This is a genomic window from Limnoraphis robusta CS-951 (genome assembly GCF_000972705.2).
This window is the reverse complement of sequence record NZ_LATL02000121.1, coordinates 1-15,396: the sequence shown is the minus strand read 5'-3', so window position 1 is coordinate 15,396 and position 15,396 is coordinate 1. Positions and strand designations below refer to the sequence as shown.

The 15,396-nt window shown below is 43.0% G+C and carries 14 protein-coding genes and 6 pseudogenes; 14 read left to right on the top strand and 6 right to left on the bottom strand.

All coding sequences use genetic code 11. The features are described from left to right. Positions 1-383: 383 nt before the first annotated feature. The 13 genes and pseudogenes from der to WN50_RS37485 all read left to right on the top strand — a co-directional run bounded on the left by der (position 384) and on the right by WN50_RS37485 (position 10,971). A complete protein-coding gene (gene der / locus WN50_RS10825; protein ID WP_046278982.1) occupies positions 384-1,745 on the top strand; it encodes a ribosome biogenesis GTPase Der in 1,362 nt (453 codons plus the stop codon). A 149-nt stretch (positions 1,746-1,894) separates the two neighbouring features. Next, positions 1,895-2,529, top strand: a pseudogene (locus WN50_RS33945) (energy-coupling factor transporter transmembrane component T family protein); the annotation flags it as partial. A 1-nt stretch (position 2,530) separates the two neighbouring features. After that, positions 2,531-3,021 (top strand): energy-coupling factor transporter transmembrane component T family protein (locus WN50_RS33940; RefSeq protein WP_425354796.1); only part of this gene is annotated, 491 nt, incomplete at its 5' end. A gap of 273 nt (positions 3,022-3,294) precedes the next feature. Further along, positions 3,295-3,826 (top strand): annotated as a pseudogene (locus WN50_RS10815) (RNA-guided endonuclease InsQ/TnpB family protein); the annotation flags it as partial. Between the two features lies 1 nt (position 3,827). Then, on the top strand, positions 3,828-4,705 hold an 878-nt coding region (locus tag WN50_RS10810; RefSeq protein WP_152964774.1), incomplete at its 5' end, for an RNA-guided endonuclease InsQ/TnpB family protein. A 612-nt stretch (positions 4,706-5,317) separates the two neighbouring features. After that, positions 5,318-5,587 carry a transcriptional coactivator PipX gene (pipX, locus tag WN50_RS10805; RefSeq protein ID WP_046278979.1) on the top strand — a complete coding sequence of 90 codons (270 nt, stop codon included), beginning with the start codon at positions 5,318-5,320 and terminating at the stop codon, positions 5,585-5,587. Positions 5,588-5,710: 123 nt separating this feature from the next. Next, positions 5,711-6,382: a YggS family pyridoxal phosphate-dependent enzyme gene (locus tag WN50_RS10800; protein WP_046278978.1), complete on the top strand. Its 672-nt coding sequence runs from the start codon at positions 5,711-5,713 to the stop codon at positions 6,380-6,382. Between the two features lie 123 nt (positions 6,383-6,505). Beyond that, positions 6,506-7,117 carry a cell division protein SepF gene (locus WN50_RS10795; RefSeq protein ID WP_046278977.1) on the top strand — a complete coding sequence of 204 codons (612 nt, stop codon included), beginning with the start codon at positions 6,506-6,508 and terminating at the stop codon, positions 7,115-7,117. Positions 7,118-7,195: 78 nt separating this feature from the next. After that, entirely contained in the window at positions 7,196-8,023 is an 828-nt protein-coding gene (gene proC / locus WN50_RS10790) for a pyrroline-5-carboxylate reductase (protein ID WP_046278976.1), read from the top strand. A 436-nt stretch (positions 8,024-8,459) separates the two neighbouring features. Continuing rightward, positions 8,460-8,703: pseudogene (locus tag WN50_RS10785) on the top strand (DNA cytosine methyltransferase); the annotation flags it as partial. Between the two features lie 33 nt (positions 8,704-8,736). Next, positions 8,737-9,687, top strand: a complete 951-nt coding sequence (gene dcm, locus WN50_RS37495; RefSeq protein ID WP_063847383.1) for a DNA (cytosine-5-)-methyltransferase — start codon at positions 8,737-8,739, stop codon at positions 9,685-9,687. 17 nt (positions 9,688-9,704) lie between these two features. Beyond that, positions 9,705-10,536: pseudogene (locus WN50_RS37490) on the top strand (HaeII family restriction endonuclease); the annotation flags it as partial. A 54-nt stretch (positions 10,537-10,590) separates the two neighbouring features. Continuing rightward, positions 10,591-10,971, top strand: coding sequence for a HaeII family restriction endonuclease (locus WN50_RS37485; RefSeq protein WP_053221483.1), 381 nt, complete (start codon positions 10,591-10,593; stop codon positions 10,969-10,971). A gap of 81 nt (positions 10,972-11,052) precedes the next feature. On the opposite strand, the pseudogene WN50_RS36065 reads toward WN50_RS37485, so the two are convergent. From WN50_RS36065 to WN50_RS10750, 6 genes and pseudogenes are all read right to left on the bottom strand, one after another. Beyond that, a pseudogene (locus tag WN50_RS36065) lies at positions 11,053-11,311 on the bottom strand (glycerol-3-phosphate acyltransferase); the annotation flags it as partial. A gap of 1 nt (position 11,312) precedes the next feature. Next, on the bottom strand, positions 11,313-11,703 hold a 391-nt coding region (locus WN50_RS36060; RefSeq protein ID WP_235440914.1), incomplete at its 3' end, for a glycerol-3-phosphate acyltransferase. A gap of 64 nt (positions 11,704-11,767) precedes the next feature. Then, positions 11,768-12,596: pseudogene (locus tag WN50_RS36055) on the bottom strand (DUF3086 domain-containing protein); the annotation flags it as partial. 1 nt (position 12,597) lies between these two features. After that, a partial coding sequence (locus WN50_RS37480; RefSeq protein ID WP_425354797.1) for a DUF3086 domain-containing protein occupies positions 12,598-12,841 on the bottom strand: 244 nt, incomplete at its 3' end. 606 nt (positions 12,842-13,447) lie between these two features. Next, positions 13,448-13,864 (bottom strand): DUF3119 family protein, encoded by a 417-nt coding sequence (locus tag WN50_RS10755; protein WP_046277746.1) that lies wholly within the window; start codon positions 13,862-13,864, stop codon positions 13,448-13,450. A 121-nt stretch (positions 13,865-13,985) separates the two neighbouring features. Further along, a complete protein-coding gene (locus WN50_RS10750; RefSeq protein ID WP_046277747.1) occupies positions 13,986-14,765 on the bottom strand; it encodes an MlaE family lipid ABC transporter permease subunit in 780 nt (259 codons plus the stop codon). Positions 14,766-14,971: 206 nt separating this feature from the next. Between WN50_RS10750 and WN50_RS10745 the strand changes: the two genes are divergently transcribed. Continuing rightward, positions 14,972-15,259 carry a hypothetical protein gene (locus WN50_RS10745; RefSeq protein ID WP_046277748.1) on the top strand — a complete coding sequence of 96 codons (288 nt, stop codon included), beginning with the start codon at positions 14,972-14,974 and terminating at the stop codon, positions 15,257-15,259. Positions 15,260-15,396 lie beyond the last annotated feature (137 nt).

The following is a 15,396-nucleotide window of genomic DNA, read 5'->3' as shown; positions in this document are numbered from 1 at the left end:
GTTACAAAAGAACCCGTTGCAATAATATTATTATTTTGAGCGATCAATGGAGTTGCAGCCGAGGCGGGAAGCGTCGAAGCGACAGAGGTCAAAGCCACTTCACCGATCACTGTATTTAAGAGAATAACAGAAGCGATACTAACCGTTTTTAAAGTGTTGATGAGCATAAACTTATCTCCGTTTCCGATTTCCTTACACTAACTAAGATAGAAGCTCAACTTGGGAAACAGATGATATGTAAAATAGAAAATGCTGAAAATTAATGAAATTGACCTCAGACCCTTCTCAGGGTTTTCTCACATTTTGTCTCAATTTCCAAGAGAACTCGCTACAATAGAAGGTTGAATATAGAAGATTGCCAGTGACGAGCTGCTCTAAACCCCATGCCCTTACCGATTGTCGCAATTATTGGACGCCCAAATGTAGGTAAATCTACCCTGGTAAACCGCCTCACTGAAAGCCAAGAAGCCATTGTTCACGATCAACCGGGGATGACTCGCGATCGCACCTATCGCCACGCCTATTGGCAAGATCGAGAGTTTTCGGTGGTCGATACCGGAGGCTTGATTTTTGATGATGATACCGAATTTTTGCCCCTGATTCGTGAACAGGTGATGGTCGCTTTAGCAGAAGCCACAGTCGCGATTTTTGTAGTAGATGGACAAGTCGGGCTAACGGGGGGAGATGAAGCGATCGCCAGTTGGTTGCGTGAACATTCGGTTCCGGTACTCTTAGCCGTGAATAAATGCGAATCTCCCACAGCCGGCTTAATGCAATCGATGCAATTTTGGGAACTTGGCTTAGGAAATCCTTTCCCCATTTCCAGCATACATGGCAGTGGCACAGGCGAGTTACTCGATGAATTAATCCAATATATTCCCCGCCGTGATGAAATCGAAGAATCCACCGAAATTCGAGTGGCAATTGTCGGGCGTCCGAATGTTGGAAAATCCAGTTTATTGAATGCCTTTTTAGGAGAAAATCGCGCCATTGTTAGCCCGATTTCCGGTACAACTCGGGATGCGATCGATACCGTCGTTGAACGCAACGAAAAGACTTACCGTTTAATTGATACAGCCGGAATTCGACGCAAAAAAAATGTCGAATATGGGGCGGAATTTTTTGGCATTAATCGTGCCTTTAAAGCCATTCGTCGAGCCGATGTTGTGCTGTTAGTGATTGATGCCGTTGATCGCGTCACCGAACAGGATCTCAAGTTAGCAAATCGCATCGTAGAAGAAGGTCGCGCTTGTGTAATTGTCGTCAATAAATGGGATACCGTTGAGAAAGATACCTACACCATTTTAGAATACGAACGAGAAGTCAAATCAAGACTGTATTTCATCGAATGGGCGAAAACCATTTTTGTCAGTGCCTTAACCGGACAACGAGTTGAAAAAATTATTGATTTAGTCGATCAAGCAGTCGCCGAACATCAACGCCGCGTTAGTACCGCCGTGATTAACGACGTGATCGAAGAAGCCGTCAGTTGGCATTCTCCCCCCACCACTCGCCAGGGTAAACAAGGGAAAATTTATTATGGGACTCAAGTCAGTAGCCAACCGCCAACACTGGTATTATTTGTCAATGATCCCAAACGATTTAATGAAAATTACCGTCGTTATATGGAAAGTCAATTTCGCCAACAATTGGGCTTTTTAGGCACACCTATTCGGTTAATTTGGCGCGGGAAACCAGCCCGAGAAGTCGAACGCAATACAGCCAACCGAGCCACAAAAGTTTAACACTCACCAGTCTTTGCAGTTGACAGTTGTAGGGGCAATTGATGAATTACCCGTACCAGTGACCCGTTTTTTGTGTTAACAGTTATTTCCCTTTTGCCTGTTGCCTGTTGCCTGTTGCCTAATGAGCTGTTCCCTGCTGGAATGAAATCATGGATTTATTGCGATCGCTGCCGATCGGTTTATATTTAGAAGAACCAATCACCTGGCTACATCGACTGGATGCGCGAGTCAAACTAGCCTGGTTGATGAGTTTTTTGTTAGCGCCGTTGTTAGCCAACGCCATTTGGCGACTCGCGTTGGTGGGGTTACTGATTATTATTACTCTTGGTGCGAGAATTCCTTTGCGAGTCTGGAAACGACAAATGGGCTGGCTGCTGATGTTTTGTAGTTTGTTGTTTGTCGTCAGTTGTATAATGCCCGATGGAATTATCGCCGAACATCAACCCCGTCTCCCCTCTGATGAGATTAGCTTTGCACTCCCTCAACCCCCAGAACAGATCACTACACCTTTACCCCAACCCACTTCTTATCGCTATGTGTTAGTCGAGCAAGGGCCATTAAAAATTACTCGCTACTCGGTTGATTTAGGAATTCGCGTCAGTACCTTACTGTTTACGCTGGTCTACAGCACCAACTTATATTTGCTGACAACAGCTTCCGAAGAAATCGCCACCGCCATTCAAAATGTGATGGAACCCTTGCGACGATTTAACTTACCCGTCACCGAAATCGCCTTAACGTTGACGCTTTCCCTACGGTTTTTTCCCTTAGTTTTAGAAGAAATNCGGTTGATTTAGGAATTCGCGTCAGTACCTTACTGTTTACGCTGGTCTACAGCACCAACTTATATTTGCTGACAACAGCTTCCGAAGAAATCGCCACCGCCATTCAAAATGTGATGGAACCCTTGCGACGATTTAACTTACCCGTCACCGAAATCGCCTTAACGTTGACGCTTTCCCTACGGTTTTTTCCCTTAGTTTTAGAAGAAATTCAAAATTTAGTCCGCTCTGTGCGAACCCGAGCGATTAACTGGAAAAAACTCGGATTTCGCCGAGCCACTCAAGTTTGGTTGATGATTGCTGAACGCTTGTTAGAAAATTTATTACTACGAGCCGAACAGATGGCGAGTGCGATGACCGTCAGGGGTTTCACCACTCCTAATCAACATCATGTCAAATGGTATCAACTGCAAATCCGATGGGTTGATCGGTTCGCACTGGCTGCTTTAACTGTATTCTGGACGCTGCGGTTTATTTTGGGAGCGCAAGCTTAAGACGATTTCGGAAAAATTTCAGTCAAACCGATTGAAGATTAGTAAATTTTCCAGTACACTTTAACTTTTCAGCCAATTTCAACATTGAGCAGTGACCCCGACCCTTCTATCTGAAAATGCGAAAAGAGGACTCCCGTTATACCCCCAGGGTTAACGGTGAGATGAATTTTCGCCAATAAAAATCGACCGCAGGGAGAACGTCTACACAACAGCCCAATCTGTGTAGAATCTGTTCTAATACTATAACCCGGGCATTGGATTGAAATTTCGACGATGTTGACGCTGACCTACGAGTACAGGTTGAAACCCACACAGCAACAGGTAGAGGTGATAGAACGCACCTTAGATGTCTGTCGCTCGGTGTGGAATTTTGCCTTGAAAGAACGTAAGAATTGGCTCAACTCTCGCTTGGCTCCCGTTAATGCCTGCTCGATTGTTAACGAGTACATCATCCCCGCCGACGCACCCTTCCCCGGTTATCACTACCAAACGAAAGCGCTGACGCAAGCCAAGAAAAATAACGAACGGTTGAAGTCAGTTAACGCCCAGGTTCTTCAGCAAATCTTAAGAACCTTGGATCGGGCGTTTGTTGATATGAAAGCCAGAGGGTTTGGGTTTCCCAGATTTAAGAATCGTTACCGGATGCGGTCTTTTATTTATCCTCAGCTTAAAGGCGAGATCGTCAACGGCAACCGAATTAAGTTACCTCAACTCGGATGGGTTAAGGTTTTCAAGTCTCGGGAAATTCCTGACGGATTCAAACCCAAGCAAGCCCGAATTGTTCGGAGGGCATCCGGCTACTTCGNGGTTTGGGTTTCCCAGATTTAAGAATCGTTACCGGATGCGGTCTTTTATTTATCCTCAGCTTAAAGGCGAGATCGTCAACGGCAACCGAATTAAGTTACCTCAACTCGGATGGGTTAAGGTTTTCAAGTCTCGGGAAATTCCTGACGGATTCAAACCCAAGCAAGCCCGAATTGTTCGGAGGGCATCCGGCTACTTCGTGATGCTGTCTCTGCAATCCGATGTCAGCGTCCCAAATGTTCCTTTTCACGGGCATCCTTTGGGTATCGACCTCGGGTTAGAGAAATTCTTGGCAACGTCGGATGGGGAACTGATAAACAGACCCAGATTTTTGAACCGCTTCCATCGCAAGCTGAAATCGCTGCAACGGAGATTAAAGCACAAGCAGAAGGGGTCTAACAATCGGCACAAGCTGAACCAAAAAATTGCTCGACTTCACCAACGAATTCAGGAAACTCGAAAAGACTGGCATTTTAAACTTGCTCACCACCTCTGCGATCGCGGACAGTCCATCTTTATCGAAGACATTGACTTCCGTTCGTGGGGGCGGGGAATGTTATCTAAGCACTGTCTCGATGCTGGCTTCGGTCAGTTCGTAACCATCCTCAAGTGGGTAGGATGGAAGCGGGGCGTTTTTGTGGGTGAGGTCAACAAAGATTACAGCAGCCAAATTTGTCCGAATTGCGGGGCGACGACGGGTAAGAAGTTACTCTCGGAGCGGGTTCATAATTGCCCGGAATGCAGGTACATCACCCACCGGGATGTCGCCGCCGCGCAGGTGATTCGGAATCGTGGTATTGATGCGCTCGGGCAGAGCGTGTCTGAAAATGCTTGTGGAGACTTACTGGCGGGGGGCTTCGGCTCTAGCGCGCGTGTCTGAGAAGCAAGAATCCCCCGCTATACCGCAGGTCTTCGGCGGGAGTGTCAAAAAGGTAAAGTTTACATTAACGACAAACCCATAAGCGATGATGCAATTTATAATGATTCGAGCCTGGTCTGCTCCCAAATTTTAAGTTCTCAAGTCCGGCTATCAAGGATCTGAGAATCCGCTCAGTTGAACCTCAGAAACTCACTCTAGTAACCCTAGAAAACAGTCAAAAACAACAGAGATCATCTTACAGGAGAAAGAATTTATTGGAGTGGCATTTCATCAACCTTGTTCAGTATCCTGTCTAGATATCTGGATCTTTATGACTGCCAATAGATGGTAGAGTTAGATTTCATAACTTGCTCAATCTGACTGCTATCGACTGTTTTAGAGAGCTACTTATTTGCTAAATTTTAGGCTGAATGACAACTGAANCAACAGAGATCATCTTACAGGAGAAAGAATTTATTGGAGTGGCATTTCATCAACCTTGTTCAGTATCCTGTCTAGATATCTGGATCTTTATGACTGCCAATAGATGGTAGAGTTAGATTTCATAACTTGCTCAATCTGACTGCTATCGACTGTTTTAGAGAGCTACTTATTTGCTAAATTTTAGGCTGAATGACAACTGAAACTTACATGAATCACCCCAACTTTGGCTTACTGTTTAGAGTATGTCAAGTTGAGGATAATCAAGAACTGTTTACCACGCTGTACGCCCAACGACTGTTTTTTTTAGTCACTCACGGGCCAAGCGGTTTGAAATTTGAACCCGTTAGCCGTTCAGACGCCCGACTGGTTGTAGAAATCCGTCTGAGAATGTTGCGCCGAACAGGCCAGGTTGAAGAACATAAAAATCTACAAGTCATTCATCAACGCACATTTCAATAACTTTGGGGTGTTTATTGTTTGTGGTTTCACGAGAGAATAAGAAAGGGAAAAGAAGACAGAGGGAACCCGAGTTTTCCTGACATCCGACTTTCCCTCCCTTCTCGAACCACGCATCACGAAATTATGACCCATTCCACCGCCGAACGTATTGCTGAAATTCGCTCCCAAGTCCCCGATTCTGTGCGAATCGTTGCTGTCACCAAAACAGTATCGGCTGATGTGATTCGTATCGCCTACGCAGCCGGAATCCGGGATTTTGGCGAAAATCGCATTCAAGAGGCGATGGAAAAACAAGAGCAACTGCAAGATTTGTCCGATATCACCTGGCATTTAATTGGTCATATCCAAACCAACAAAGCGATAAAAGCTGTGCAGCACTTTCAATGGATTCACTCCGTTGATAGTCTCAAACTCGCTCAACGCCTAGACAGACTCGCTGAAGAATCGGGTTGTCAGCCTCAAGTCTGCCTACAAGTTAAGATTTTAAGCGATCCCAATAAATATGGTTGGAGCGTTTCTCAACTTTTAGACGACTTAGCGGAACTTAATCAATGCCAGCACATTCAAATTCAAGGTCTAATGACCATTCCCCCTTTAGGATTAAATGATTCGGAAACGTTGAATGTCTTTGAGCAAACTCGCCAGTTAGCCCAAAAAATTCAACAACAACGCTGGTCAAATCTCGAGATCAAAGAACTCTCAATGGGAATGTCTGGGGATTATACTTTAGCTATACAAGCAGGTGCAACAATGATTCGGCCTGGACAAATTCTCTTTGGTGCGCGTACAACCTAAACAAGATAGTATATTTTCTGGTAAAGCTATCGAGTTCGAGAAAAACTGACTATAGTCAATCCCTGCTAGCTCCCCTAAAATGGGTGTCTAGTCGGGAGAAAGAGTCGTTATGGAGAAGAAACCGTGAACTCTATTTTTGGTAAGCTACGGGATTTTGTAGGACTCAATGACTCTGTTGAGTACGATTATGAATACGATGAAATGGAGGGGGATCAATATCAAAATGTTTATCAGCCTCCCCAAGAACTCGCTTCCCCTGCACCCGTAGAGGAAGAACGTCGGAGCGTCCGTCGCCCTAGAGAACGGACAGTTGGGGCTACTAACCCTACAGCAAGTACGGTAACATCAGAAGGATTGGGGTCAACCATGAACAATGTGATCGGTATGCCAGGAGCGTTAAACGGAATTTCAGAAGTCGTGGTCATGGAACCTCGTACTTTTGAAGAAATGCCTGCGGCTATTAGAGCGCTCAAAGAAAGAAAGTCTGTCGTTCTCAATCTCACCATGATGGACCCAGACCAAGCCCAAAGAGCAGTAGACTTCGTAGCTGGAGGAACCTACGCCCTTGATGGTCATCAAGAACGAATTGGTGAAAGCATTTTCCTGTTTACGCCCAGTTGTGTTCAAGTTAGAACTCAGTCAGGCGTGATGAACGAAATGCCCAGCCAAGGACGCACTCGCATTCCTTCCCCGATGACTTCGATGTGGCAATCCGAGAAACAAGCGGTGCAGTAGTAGCGTTATCCAAGTCAGAGATCAGAAATCAGACTTTACAATTGCTGACCACTGACTCTGACATTTTACACTCAACAAATGACAGGATTCAAATTCGGTTTAATTGGTGGCGGGGTGATGGGAGAAGCGCTTCTCTCCCGTTTAATTGCTCAGAATATCTATCACCCAACAGATGTAATCGTTAGCGAACCCCATGAGCCGCGTAGAGCTGTTCTCCAGCAACAGTATGGGGTGGAGGTCACAGATGAGAATAGCCAAGCCGCACAGGTCACAGAGGTGCTGCTGTTGGCGGTTAAACCTCAAATCTTAGACACTGTAATTTCAGATTTAGCAGCCCTCAGTTTAGGAGATTCTCCGAACCCTGAATCTGAGGTGACGATTATTTCGATTTTAGCAGGGGTACCGTTAAGTAAGTTAGAAGCGGCTTTCATTCATCGTCCCGTGATTCGGGTGATGCCCAATACTCCCGCAACCGTCGGCGCTGGAATTAGTGCGATCGCTCCCGGTAAAGCTGTTCAACCCCATCATCTCAAACTGGCTGAACAAATTCTAGCAGCAGTTGGGGACGTTGTGGAAGTACCAGAATATTTGATGGATGCGGTAACAGGGTTATCCGGTTCGGGGCCTGCTTATGTTGCCCTGATGGTTGAGGCTCTAAGCGATGGCGGTGTAGCAGCAGGACTCCCGAGAGCGATCGCTTCAAAACTGGCTTTACAGACCGTTCTAGGCACCGCAGAATTATTAAAACAGACAGGTATGCACCCCGCAGAATTGAAAGATCGCGTCACCAGTCCAGGCGGAACTACAATAGCAGGCGTCGGCAAACTCGAACAGGCGGCTTTTCGTTCCGCATTAATAGAAGCAGTAAAAGCGGCTTGTGAACGTTCAAAACAGTTAGGAAAGTAACAGAAAAAGGAGAAAAAAACACCAAGACACAAAGAAATCAAATCTTCGTGACTTTGTGCCTTTGTGGTAATTTTCAGGAAAAAAAACCACCAAGACACTAAGACACTAAGCAAGCATCTCTTTCTGCCTTTGTGGTAATTTTAGGAGGATAAACCACCAAGACACCAAGAAATCAAATCTTCGTGACTTTGTGCCTTTGTGGTAATTTTTAGGAGGATAAACCACCAAGACACCAAGACACTAAGAAATCAAATCTTTTGGCTTTTGTGGTAATTTTTAGGAGGATAAAACACCAAGACACTAAGAAATCAAATCTTCGTGACTTTGTGCCTTTGTGGTAATTTTAGGAGGATAAACCACTAAGACACTAAGACACTAAGAAATTAAATCTTTTGGCTTTTGTGGTAATTTTCGCGATCGCTTTAAAAACTGATGAATGAGTAATAGATTAACAAAATACAATTTCACGTTTATTGATTTATTTGCGGGAATTGGGGGAATTCGTCTCCCTTTTGAGGAACTGGGGGGAAAATGTGTGTTTTCTTCTGAATGGGATGAAGCCGCCCAAAAAACCTATCAAGCAAATTTTGGTGAATGTCCTTTAGGTGATATTACCACCATTGATCCTTGTTTGATTCCTCAACATGATATTTTATTGGCGGTGGTTTCCTGTCCAACGTNGTAATAGATTAACAAAATACAATTTCACGTTTATTGATTTATTTGCGGGAATTGGGGGAATTCGTCTCCCTTTTGAGGAACTGGGGGGAAAATGTGTGTTTTCTTCTGAATGGGATGAAGCCGCCCAAAAAACCTATCAAGCAAATTTTGGTGAATGTCCTTTAGGTGATATTACCACCATTGATCCTTGTTTGATTCCTCAACATGATATTTTATTGGCGGGGTTTCCCTGTCAAGCGTTTAGTATTATTGGCAAAATGGCAGGGTTTAATGAAGCCAGAGGAACGTTATTTTATAATATTGAGATGATTTTAAGAGAACATCTTCCTCAAGCGTTTTTATTGGAAAATGTCAAACAGCTTAGAACTCACGACAAAGGAAAAACGTTTAAAGTTATTACCGAACTCCTGCAAAATCTAGGTTATCACATTTATACAGAAGTTCTCAATGCGCTAGATTTTGGTTTACCGCAAAAGCGAGAACGAACTTATATTGTTGGATTTTTAGATAACATCAATTTTGACTTTCCCAAACCCGTAAAAAAAAGAATGAGTTTATCCGATATATTAGAACCCGATGAAAAAGTTGATCAAAGTTTGTTTGCTTCTGAGTTTATCCAACAAAAGAGAATTAACAAATTGAAAGTTAAGCCCTTTTATCCATCAATTTGGCATGAAAATAAATCGGGAAATATTTCTGTGCTTCCCTATTCCTGCGCTTTGAGAAGTGGGGCTTCTTATAACTATCTTTTAGTGAATGGAGTTCGACGTCTATCGTCACGGGAACTTTTGCGTTTGCAAGGCTTTCCAGAATCGTTTAAAATCGTTGTATCTCACGCTGAAATCAGAAAACAAACGGGTAATAGTGTTCCGGTTCCAGTCGTTCGTGCGATCGCAAAACAGATGTTAAAAGCCTTAGAAGAAAAACAACCTGTTCCTGAAGAACCTAGACAGTTATTTATTGACTTTGCTAAATTTGAATAAAAGGAGTCATAGTAAAAATGTCAGTCAGCTTAAACGAAGCAAAAAACGCTTTGGATAATATTATAAACAAAGCTAGAGTTCATTTTTATAAACCGATTCAAGTTGCTGAAATTCTGTATCATCATCGAGTATTTGATGACTTGACTCTCGCCGATATCAATACCTATAGGACAGCTTCAAAAAGATGGAGAGATGTTATTTGTAAACGTTTTTTAGGGAGAATTACTAATTCGAGTTCACGGTATCAAGATAATTTATTCGAGCAAAACGCAACTCCACCCGAAGTTTTGATGCTGCTTGGAGAGGAGAATAAAAATAAATCAGGCATTGTTGAAGCTTATATCTATCGGAAATTTATAGAAAGATACTCACAAATGACTTCGGGATTAGCCTATTGTATGAAGTCAGATATTGAAAATTTTGAACTCACTGAATTTATCGGGCAATTTCAAAATAATCCTGGGTTAAAGAGAAGTATAGATAAAATTTACGAAATTGTTGTGTATGCTCTTTTTAAAGTTCTTATAGAAGAACTTAATGTAACAGTTAAAGTAGAACTTGATATTAACAAGTTAGATATACTCCAAGAATTTGAAGATTTTACACAAAAAGTTCTCTCAATTAACAGTCAGAATCCTTCTTTTACTGCAAATGCTAAGTTCTATAGAGTAGGAGTGACTAACGCTGCTGACCGAGGTTTAGATATGTGGGCGAATTATGGGCCAGCCATACAAATCAAACATCTTTCACTAAATGAGAGTCTTGCTGAAGGTATCGTTTCCCATATTACAGCAGATCGGATAGTAATTGTTTGCAGAGATTCTGAAGAAAAAACTATTATTTCATTGCNATGCTAAGTTCTATAGAGTAGGAGTGACTAACGCTGCTGACCGAGGTTTAGATATGTGGGCGAATTATGGGCCAGCCATACAAATCAAACATCTTTCACTAAATGAGAGTCTTGCTGAAGGTATCGTTTCCCATATTACAGCAGATCGGATAGTAATTGTTTGCAGAGATTCTGAAGAAAAAACTATTATTTCATTGCTTAATCAAATTGGATGGAAATCTAGAATACAGTCGATTATTACTCAATCTCATTTAGAAGCTTGGTATGAGAAAGCACTACGCGGTAGTTTTCGACATATTTTAGGAGCGAAACTCATTCAAGTTCTGATTGAAGAAATTAAATATGAGTTTCCTTCTAGTGAGAGTAATGATTTAGTCAGTTTTATGGAAAATCGGGGATATACTTTATTAAGTGATCCATTTTGGTCAGCTTAAACTGTTCATCGTAGTAGTTTTCTGATTTATAAGAAAAAACGTAGCAACAGTAGAACGGGCAATGCCCATCCTACAACGAATCTACTGCTGTTCTGTTGATAAAGTTTCACCAATGCGGGGTTCTGTTCCTTTTAATAATCGTTCAATATTGCTACGATGACGCAAAATCACATAAATTCCCCCAACAATCGCAAAAATTTGATAGGGTAAAGGTTGATTTGTAATCACCATTAAACTGGCAATTCCCACCGCTCCGGCAATAGAACTTAGAGAAACAATGCGAGAAATCGCTAGAAATAGGGCAAAAATCCCCAGAGTTGCTAAACCCAATTGCCAATTTNCCACCGCTTTTCCGCCTTGAAAGCCAATCCAAACGGGTTTAGTATGACCTAAAAGAGCCATTAAACCTGCTGCTGTTGCTATCCAATATAAGAACAGATTAACATCTTGAATATTCGCAGAAGCAGCAATTTGAGGGGTAATTTCTAAAGCATAAACAAAGAAAACCAATGCGATCGCCAAAACCCCTTTGAGGACATCAACCAACAACACAAACGACGCCGGAGACTTGCCACAACTTCTTAAAACATTCGTCGCACCGGTTGAACCCGAACCCACAGATCGCAAATCAATTCCATAGAATGTTCTAGCCACTAGATAGCCAGTGGGAATAGAACCTAACAAATAACCCGCCACTAACAACCCAAAATTTAATCCAATCCACTCAAGCATCTTTCTCTACCCAATGCGCCATACTCATTTTTCAACAATAATGCAAAATCAGCCGTGTTAACGGTTAAAGTTCACGGTAAAGGGGTTGCTGTTGTTGAGATTGAGGTTCGGGTGCAAAGGCTAACCAGAGGGGATATTGCAGCAACGACAGACTAATTTTTTCTTCGCTATCATCCACCACAATAAACGGCAATTTTCCATCTTGAACGAGTCGATCTGCTTTAATCGCCACAATATTAGCATCTTCAAACAAAGCAATACCCCGCTCCGGGCTAAAATCTCTGCGATCAAGGCCTAGACAGTCCTGTAAGCCACGCCGCCACTCGCCCAGACGTTCGGGGCTATTTGCTAAAATTAAAGTGCGTAGACGGCGATCATAGAGGGTTCTGAGAACAGAAGTAATCGCCGAGGCGATCAAAATATTTTGTAACCGACTTCCCATCGTGCGTAATGCACCCCGCCCCCCTTGGTTAAAGAACCAAGTCGAAACTCGTTTAGCGTGGATGGGTTCAAACGTGCGTCGCAACTGCCAGGGCGGGCCATAATAGTCTGGCATGGTGCGATATTGATCAAGAATGCGGCGAATTTGTTGGGATTGTTCCTGAAATCCTTGTTCAGCAAACTGAGGCGTTAAACTCGGCTCGGGTTCGATCTCTCGTTTCGGAAGGGGGCGATCGCTTTCAATGGGTGGTTCTGGATATTGGGGGATCAGTTCCAACTGTTCGGCGGTACTGACTAAATCCTGCAAACTTCCGACGAGATAATCTTTGAACCCCTGAACCCGAATAGCTAAATCCTGAGAAACTCCTGCAAAACTGGTTCGCATTTCATTCTGAATGCGTTCTCGACGGCGTTCAAGCTTTTCGACTTCAATTTGTAGAGTTTGGCGGCGTNGTTCTGGATATTGGGGGATCAGTTCCAACTGTTCGGCGGTACTGACTAAATCCTGCAAACTTCCGACGAGATAATCTTTGAACCCCTGAACCCGAATAGCTAAATCCTGAGAAACTCCTGCAAAACTGGTTCGCATTTCATTCTGAATGCGTTCTCGACGGCGTTCAAGCTTTTCGACTTCAATTTGTAGAGTTTGGCGGCGTTGTTCAAGTTGGCTTAAGGTTTCAGAGACTAAATTCCCCATTGTCTCTGTCAAAGCCATCTGTTCATGCTGCATTTTGGCTTTAGCAGCTTGTAAATCAGCGATTTCCTTTCTGAGTTGCTGAATTTGGTCTTTTAAAATCGTCGCGGTTTGGAAGTCTGTCGCAGCTTGCGTAGACGCGAACAATTCCTCCGATACAGGGTTTTCATCCGGTTCGGATAGTTCTTTTGAGCGATCGTTTTGCTCTTGATTTTGAGGTTCGTCTAAATTCATGGAATCNTTTTAAAATCGTCGCGGTTTGGAAGTCTGTCGCAGCTTGCGTAGACGCGAACAATTCCTCCGATACAGGGTTTTCATCCGGTTCGGATAGTTCTTTTGAGCGATCGTTTTGCTCTTGATTTTGAGGTTCGTCTAAATTCATGGAATCAACAGAGGTTCAATTCGGGTCAGACGAGTTCGACAACATACACTGAAACTGAAGCCAGGGATGCCCAAACGCGATTTGATAGAGGGGGGTTGTCTTTATATTATGCTCAACAACTGTCGAACTGATAAAAAGTTTCCCATCAGAGTTAATTTTAACAACAGGATGGGATTTACAGTTATCAGTTGTAGGAGTAATTGATCAATTACCCCTACCAGTCACTCCTAACTTCTAAGTCCTACGCCTGGGGATTTGATATTACCACACTTAGTTTCTAAACAGCCTTTTAGGGTTTTGGGATCAAAAATAATCGGCAGAAAGTGAATGCTGTTCACTTCTTTGAAGTAAAACAAGATCGGTACACCGGGCCAGAAAATTTCCCAGTTGATCCAATCTGCGTAGGGAAAATGTCGAAGTAATTTACCCGAACGGGAGACATCGAGCGCTGTTTCGGTAAACTGGAGACGAATGGTTGTCGTCTGTACCAGTAGAAACAGTCCCAGTAAGGCAATAATCAATCCTAGTGCTTTCTGAACGAAAATTAACGGAATTCCCGTCAACAGCAGTACAGCCGGGATGATAAAATTGGGCCTTAGTTCAACACTTGAGGGAATGGTTGTCGTTGATGGAGTTGTGGTCATCGTTCATGCTCCAATGCGTCAGGTGTGCGTGATGTAAACAAATGTTACCAAAATAGGGGTAAGGCGAAACTCCGTAAAAAGGAAGGGATTTACAGTTGGTTCCCTGTAACCTGTTCCCTAACTACAGTACGGAATTTCCGACTCCCTGAAACATCAACCAAGACAGGAAGAAGTCAAGGATAAAGATCGAAAGTAAAGCCGTCACAACCGCCGTTGTTGTTGATTGTCCAACACCTTTGGCGCCGCCTGTCGTTGTCAGTCCCCAATTCGTTCCAATCACTGCAATCACTCCCCCAAACACCACCGCTTTGATTTCACCACTGATTAAATCCCAAAGGGTGAGAAAATTCTGCACAGAGTCTAGAAACAAATTTGGAGGAATGTTATATAAGTTACTAGAAATTAGTAAGCCACCTGCTAAACCTGTAATTAGACAAATTATATTGAGTAAAGGTAACATCAAACAACAAGCAATCACACGGGGGATCACTAAATAATCAACGGGATCAGTTTTTAATACATAAAGCGCATCAATTTGTTCCGTAACTTGCATCGTTCCAATCTCTGCCGCAAATGCAGAACCCACTCGTCCGGTGACAATGACAGCAGTTAAAACTGGACTCAATTCTCGTGCTAGAGAAAGAGCAAGAACACCCCCCACTAAATTTCCTGCACCCAATGTGATAAACTCACGGGAAACTTGAATAGTAAACACCATTCCGACAAAACCTGCTGTGATTAAGGCAATTAGCAAGGACTCCGGCCCGACAGTTGCCATTTGTTCTAAAGTGTTACGACGATGAATTTTACCCTGAAATAAATGAACAATTACCTGTCCGCCCAAAAATAAAGCAGCAATGAAGCGGCGCGTCCAAAGTCCGAGGCTGGAATTAATTTGCATCTGGCTTAAATGAATCCTAACGGTAAAATGACAAAGAAACATAACAACTATCTACAAATCTTAACCAAGATTTTTGAACATTAATTTAAGTTTTCTGACAGAGTGGAACGAAACGAGAAATTACCTTTATCTTAGAAGTTATATCGTCTAGATTAACTTGCCTCTGTTTTGGCGGTAAGCGAATTCAATTCTCAATTCCTCTAACTATGGGTATATTTCCTGATTTTCTGCGTTCTGTATTACTGACGATGACACTCAGCTTTTTTACTCCCATTCTGGTGATCAGTTTAGGATTAACTAGCTCGGCAATTATCGGTTGTCTTCCCTATCTCGAAACTATCGGTCAATTTTCCTGTAGGCAAATTTTACAATTTCTGGCAACCTTTGGCAGTGGACACCCCTTACAAGGGAGTATGATCATTGCTATAACCTGTAGTCTCGTTGGCGCTTTATTTGATACCTATGCCTCCTATCAAAGTCCTAGAAGTCAGTAAAATGACTCAATCAAACTGTTCTCATTACACTTAGCCTCCATCGGGAGGCTTTCGCTTAATCCTACAGAAAAGACAAGCAAATTGTTCACCTCTCACCTCTGTTTAAATTGAAATTTCATCAAGTTCAAGCTGTGAAC